This window comes from Terriglobus sp. YAF25, assembly GCF_052113305.1.
Lineage (GTDB): Bacteria > Acidobacteriota > Terriglobia > Terriglobales > Acidobacteriaceae > Terriglobus.
The window spans coordinates 1-5988 of the sequence record NZ_JBFRCY010000482.1; the positions used below are offsets into that span (position 1 = coordinate 1).

Annotated in this window: 6 protein-coding genes and 1 pseudogene; 3 read left to right on the forward strand and 4 right to left on the reverse strand. The window is 57.6% G+C overall.

Annotation, left to right across the window (positions count from 1 at the left end; all coding sequences use genetic code 11):
* Window positions 1-436: TrmH family RNA methyltransferase (locus tag AB4043_RS18390; protein WP_442307731.1), on the reverse strand; the 436-nt coding region annotated here is incomplete at its 3' end.
* Between the two features lie 226 nt (window positions 437-662).
* On the opposite strand from AB4043_RS18390, the gene AB4043_RS18395 reads away from it, so the two are divergent.
* Window positions 663-2027, forward strand: a complete 1365-nt coding sequence (locus AB4043_RS18395; RefSeq protein ID WP_442303325.1) for a glycosyltransferase family 39 protein — start codon at window positions 663-665, stop codon at window positions 2025-2027.
* A 59-nt stretch (window positions 2028-2086) separates the two neighbouring features.
* Here the strand turns inward: AB4043_RS18395 and AB4043_RS18400 are convergent, their stop codons facing one another.
* Together AB4043_RS18400 and AB4043_RS18405 are read right to left on the reverse strand one after the other, a co-directional pair.
* Entirely contained in the window at window positions 2087-2533 is a 447-nt protein-coding gene (locus AB4043_RS18400; RefSeq protein WP_442307733.1) for a TetR family transcriptional regulator C-terminal domain-containing protein, read from the reverse strand.
* Window positions 2534-2545: 12 nt separating this feature from the next.
* Window positions 2546-2644, reverse strand: a pseudogene (locus tag AB4043_RS18405) (TetR family transcriptional regulator); the annotation flags it as partial.
* 26 nt (window positions 2645-2670) lie between these two features.
* On the opposite strand from AB4043_RS18405, the gene AB4043_RS18410 reads away from it, so the two are divergent.
* Window positions 2671-4083, forward strand: coding sequence for a DHA2 family efflux MFS transporter permease subunit (locus AB4043_RS18410; protein WP_442307732.1), 1413 nt, complete (start codon window positions 2671-2673; stop codon window positions 4081-4083).
* Window positions 4084-4157: 74 nt separating this feature from the next.
* Here the strand turns inward: AB4043_RS18410 and AB4043_RS18415 are convergent, their stop codons facing one another.
* Window positions 4158-4829 (reverse strand): hypothetical protein, encoded by a 672-nt coding sequence (locus AB4043_RS18415; RefSeq protein WP_442303328.1) that lies wholly within the window; start codon window positions 4827-4829, stop codon window positions 4158-4160.
* Between the two features lie 334 nt (window positions 4830-5163).
* Here AB4043_RS18415 and AB4043_RS18420 point away from each other — a divergent pair, with 334 nt between their 5' ends.
* Window positions 5164-5832, forward strand: coding sequence for an L-threonylcarbamoyladenylate synthase (locus tag AB4043_RS18420; protein ID WP_442303329.1), 669 nt, complete (start codon window positions 5164-5166; stop codon window positions 5830-5832).
* Window positions 5833-5988: the final 156 nt, after the last annotated feature.

The following is a 5988-nucleotide window of genomic DNA, read 5'->3' on the forward strand; positions in this document are numbered from 1 at the left end:
AGACAGTCCCTGAAAGCGTTACCAGGCCGGTGGCTCCGAAGGCCTCCGCCGTACGGATCAGGGTGCCAAGGTTGCCCGGATCCTGAAGCGCCTCGGCAACGATGATCAGCGGTTTGCCGCGCAGCAGCGCTTCGGGGGAGTGCCGGGGAGGAGTAACCAAAGCGGCAACCCCCTGTGGGGCCTCCGTCGCCGAAATAAAGGCATCCTTTGCGACGGAGATGACCTCCAAGGTCGGAGGCAGAATAAGGGATGCCGGAAGAACCCGGTCCTCGCGCAAAAAGACGGACTTTACCTCGAGGCCACTGCGTAGGGCCTCTTCCAGCAGGTGCTCGCCTTCAATGCCGATATAGCCTTCGGAGAGCCGGGGCAGTCCGTCCAGCGCAGCTCGAAGCTGCTTTAAACGGGAATTCGTTCGGCTGGTGATCAGGAAAGGCATCAGATTTTTACCATTTTAAGRCTTTTCGGATGAGAGACTAGGGCAACTTTCGACGTGACATTCGACCGATTGCGCTCCTCTTACGAGAGATTTTTTAGTTGCGTTTGTAGTCCAAAGCAAAAAGAACACGTCCAAGAGGCTCATGAAGGAGCTACATGCAAGGAAACAAATTCGCCGGCTCTGGCACGGCGACATCCCCCGCGTCCTGCACCTCTGGTGAGGTGGCATGACGACAGTTTTCGCGACGCGCACGAAGCGTTCTTCGTGGTTCTCCCGCCTTCGGGACAGTTTCGATTCTCCGGTCCGGCTCCTACCCGCGATAGTCTTCTTCGCTCTGGCGATTCGGCTGGTCGTTGCTGTATTCGCCGCCGGTGATATTGCCAAACCAACGCTCGATCACGGCGATTTCGGCGCCGAGATGGGGTGGGTTGCCCGCAGCCTCTTCTTCGGCCATGGCTTCAGCGCGCCTTTCCTGCCGTTGACCGGACCCACGGCGTTGGTCCCACCCATCTATCCGTATCTGATGTCCGGGGTCTTTCGGCTGTTCGGGCTCTATACGTTGCAGGCTGCCTATGTATTGCTGGCAATCAACAGTCTCTTCTCGGCGCTGACCTGCATTCCGGTCTATTTCAGTGTTCGTAATGTCGCCGGTCAGCGAGCGGCGCGTTGGGCAGCATGGGGTTGGGCGCTCTATCCCTTCGCCATATACTTTTCCGCATCCCAGGTCTGGGACTACGCTCTGACTTCGCTGCTTTTTGCCTGCTGCTTCTGGGCAGCACAGGGGCTACACCGTGCCCACCGCTCCATCGGCTGGGCTGCCTTCGGTGTGCTCTTCGGGGTTACGCTGCTTTCAAACCCCTCGGTCCTGACTTCGCTTCCATTCCTGCTCCTGCTTGCCGGCTGGCGTGTACGCCGCGAGGGTGGACCGTGGATCCGCCGTATGGCTGTTGCAGTGCTGGCAACGATCGTCGTTGTCCTGCCATGGTCGATTCGCAACCAGCGTGTCCTGCATACGGCCGTCCCCCTGCGCGATGGTTTCTGGCTCGAGTTCTACGCCGGCAACCATGGAGACGCTTCGGTCACGAATCCTCCTTCGGCGCATCCGGCGAGCGATGCCTATGAGATGAAGAAGTGGACCGAGATGGGAGAGACGGGATACCTGGCGGAAAAGCATGACCTTTCCGTACGTTTCGTCCGTGAGCATCCTCGCTACTTCGCGGCTGTCACGTTGCGCAGGGCTCTGCGCTACTGGACCAGTTTCTGGAGCTTCGATCGTGCTTATCTGAAGCGTGAGCCCTTCGATGTTCCGAACTTGTTCTTCTGCACCGGTCTCACACTGCTGATGCTACGCGGTATCCGCCGTTGGCTGCAGAAGGACTGGCGTTCGGTGATGCCGTACCTAATACTCGTAGTGTTGTTTCCCATTCCGTACTATCTGACGCATGCATCGATGGATTATCGTCAGCCGATCGAGCCACAGATCCTGGCTCTTGTCATCGTAGGCCTGGTAGGAATGCAGCCACAGGAAAGCTATGTGGCCGAAGAAGAGGATGCATTCGCGGTCGACGCGGAGCTTCAACCCGCCAACTGAGTCGGCTGTAGGTGGCAGAGCGGGTGTCAGGAGAATTTTCTTCCTGCCACTCGCAGCCATCAGGTTCTTGCATGTCTCCGGGGTTTTGCTGCAAGAGTTTCCAGGTGGGCAGACAGGGCAGTACGCGCATCTTGCAGCGCATCCAGCGTGTGTTCCAGCCTGGTAATCATTACGGCCCCCTCCAGGGTAGAGATGATGACGTTTGCGGTGATCTTCGGAGAAGCGGCACCCACGATCTCCCCGGTGTGTATGCCATCATCCACAATCTTCATCAGGCGCTGCTGCCAGTTTTGCAGTGTCTTTTTAGCGAGGTCACGTAACGCCGGGTTGCCGTCGTCACAGTCCATGGCTGTATTCAGCAAGGGACACCCTCCTGAAACCGGGGATCGTACTTCGACGAAATTGTCGATGATGTGCCGCAGTTTGCCGAGGGCGGTCGGCACTTTCTCCAGCCCTTGCAGGCGAACCTCCAGCACCGCATTCCAGGCGAACTTGAACGACTCCATCGCGAGCTCTTCCTTGCTGCTGAAGTGGCGATAGATGCCGCCCTTTTCCAGGCCGGTGGCTTCCATCAGCTGTGACATGGTTGCGCCCYCGTAGCCATATGCATTGAATACGGGGGCCGCCTGGGCAAACCTACCTGGTGGCTAATGCTGTCGTTTTGCCGATGTCGGCATGGCTGAGCCGCGTCTTCGGCCGAAAGACCTACTACATGATCTGCGTAGCGCTCTTTACCGTCACCRGCTTCTTCTGCGGTATCGCGCCCAGTCTGAATGTGATTCTGATCGCTCGCGTGCTGCAGGGAATTGCAGGTGGGGGCCTTGCACCGGTAGAACAGGCGATTCTGGTCGATACCTTCCCGCCTGCAAAGCGGGCCAGTGCTTTTGCGCTTTATACCGTCGCCATCGTCACGGCGCCGGCGATCGGTCCTGTTCTTGGTGGCTGGATTACCGATAACTTCAACTGGCGCTGGGTCTTCTTCATCAACATCCCTATCGGCGCGCTGAGCCTGTTTCTGACTGAGCGTTTTGTGCACGACCCTCCGGCCTTTGAAGAAGAGCGCCGCAAGTTGAAGGCGCAGGGCGGCGGCAAGGTAGACGGCGTCGGTATTGCGCTGATCGGTATCGGCTCGGCTGCACTTGAGCTCGTGCTCGACCGCGGCCAGATTGACGACTGGTTTGGCAGCACGTCTATCAGCTGGCTGTTTGCAATCGCTGTAGTTTGCTGGGGAACCGCAATCTGGTGGGAGCTGCGCACACCCGATCCCATCGTGGAGTTCCGTATGCTTGCAAACCGGAACTTCGCGATTGCCTGCGCCTTTTATTTCATCTTCGGTTTAGGCCTCTTCGCGACGACAACGATGATTCCGCAGATCCTGCAGAGCCTGTACGGATATCGCGCGCTCGACGCCGGTCTGGTGCTTGGTCCGGGAGCACTGGTGATTACCTTCCTCGCTCCTGTCGCGGCGCAGCTGGTGCAGCGTGGAATTGTGCACCCGCGCATGATGATCGGCGCCAGCCTGACTGTCGTCGCCGCCTCGATGTTCTATTACAGCCGTCTGACGCTGCAGTCTGACTACTTCCATTACGCCTTTGCCCGCGCCTATCAGGGATTTGGATATGCCTTCCTCTTCGTTCCGCTCACGGTGCTGGCGTACTCGCAGCTTAGGCCTGACCAGAACAATAAGGCGTCGAGCCTGACGAATCTCTTTCGCAACTGGGGTGGGAGCTTCGGCGTGTCCTTTGTCACCACGATGAGCGAGCGGCGGCAGAATTTTCACGAAGATCGCTTGTCAGCGTACTTCTCTTCATCCAGCGATGCGCTGCAGCAGAATGTGAGGCAGATTTCAAGCTACCTCCAGATCCACGGCTACAGCGTAGCCGACGCCACGCGTGGAGCATATGCGCAGCTCTATGCTCAGTTTGAGGCGCAGACTCGCATGCTCGGTTTCATGGACTGCTTCCGCTTGATGGGCTGGATCACTCTTCTCGCTGCGCCATTAGTGCTTCTGGCAAAGCATTTCAGGGCGGGTGGAAAGGCGCCGGCAGGCCATTGAGACAGGATGAGGTTTTTAAAAAAGGAAGAGACTCCCAGCATGGGAGTCTCTTCCTTTTTCGGAGGAGTTGCGACTTACATGTGGGAGTCAGCCGTGGTTGTCGATGACGCAGACTCGCTGGCATGAATGTCAGTGTTGGCTTGTTTGGTGGCTTTCTTCGCCTCCGCCTTCGCATCGGTACCCGCTGCTGCAGTGGACTTGATGGCCTTGTCGAGGCTGACGGCGTTCGAGCCGGTCATCTGTGACTGCAGGCTGGCGAAGGGAATGTTGAGATTTCGTGCAACGTGCATCGCAGCAACGCAGTTGCCGAGATCTTTGAAGCCTGAGCAGGCGGTCTGAAGATTTCCGCCCGGGATCGAAACACCGCTGTTGCCTAGGGTAGAGGTGAGCGATGAGTCGAGATGCGTATTGGTCAGCACCTTGTCAGGGGACTGCCTGGATGCGCTGACGTTTGCGGAAGTCGCTCCGTTCACACCAACATTGGTGCGACCGGCGCCAGCGTTGGCGCCAAGCCCTGCACCCGTACCGGCACCCAAACTATCGGAGCCCAGGCTACCTGCGCCAACACTACTGGCACCCAAATTACCGCTACCCAGACCAGTGCCTGCTGAGCCGACGCCAGCACCCGCACCACCGCCGAGACCAACGCCCGAGCCAATGGGGTGAGCGCGCTGCGCAAAAGCGGCAACACTGAAGAAAAACATGAGGGAGAGAGCAAGAGAATGCGTCCGATATGACTTTTTCATTTTTTTATTCCTCCAACGGCTGAGATTGAAATGCCGAATCAGGGAAGGCCGGGCGACGCGCCGGGAAAGATTTTATCCAGACCGTATACCGGCCCTTTCTGTCGAGCTTGAACCGACGTGTTGGGGAACACACCGGAACGGGGATAGCCGACCTGACAGAACCAGACACAGTCCTGTGGGGATAGTTGCAGTCATTTTGAGAAGACAGGATTGCGAGAAACAATATGTGTTACGGAGGTAACAGGAAAGAGGGAAGGACTGTTCGTTGCAATGTCTGGCTACGCCGTTTTCGATGGCTCATAGGCAACCAAAAACAGTGCTTGTTGTACTCTGAATGAGTTTCAGAGGGACCGTATTGAGCGCTGACGTTGTTCGTATGCATCCGGATGAGCCGGAACCGGAGCTGGTGGCGTATGTTGCCCAACGCCTGAATCAGGGCGATGTGGTCGGTATGCCGACCGATACCTTTTACGGGCTTGCCGTGGATCCCGTTAACCTTCGCGCCGTTGAGCGTATCTACGAGATCAAAAAACGCGCAAAGTACAAACCGCTGAGCCTGCTTCTTTCTGAAGTATCGCAGTCGTATGAGCTGGCTCGTGATCTTGATACCGCCTTCGATCGTTTGACAGAGAAGTTCTGGCCGGGTCCCTTGACCATCATCGTGAAGGCCGGCGGCAAATTGCCTCTGCGCGTTACCGCCCAGACGGGCAACGTTGCGCTACGCGTACCGGAGGCAGCGATTCCGCGGGCAGTGGTTGCCAAGCTTGGACTGCCGATTACGGCAACGGCGGCAAACATGTCGGGACTGCCGGAGTGTACGCATGCCAACGGTGTCCGGGAGCAGATCGGCGATCAGATTCCGCTGATTGTTGACGGTGGACCCACGTCCCGGACCCAGCCGACGACCATTGTCGATCTCAGCGGCGGCGGCTCATCGTGGATGATTCTGCGTGAAGGTGCGATCCCGACTCATGAGATTGCGCTCGCACTGCAACGGGCCTGATCGTTAGAGCATTTCTCCTGTATGTGTAGTGTAGGGCTTCCGTATCTATGGGCGTTTTCCGCAATGAAAACGCCGCTGCACGCTCCTTTCAGGGTACCCAGGAACAGGAGAAATGCTCTGATACTTGCCATGCTTCGTATGATGAAAGCACATGCC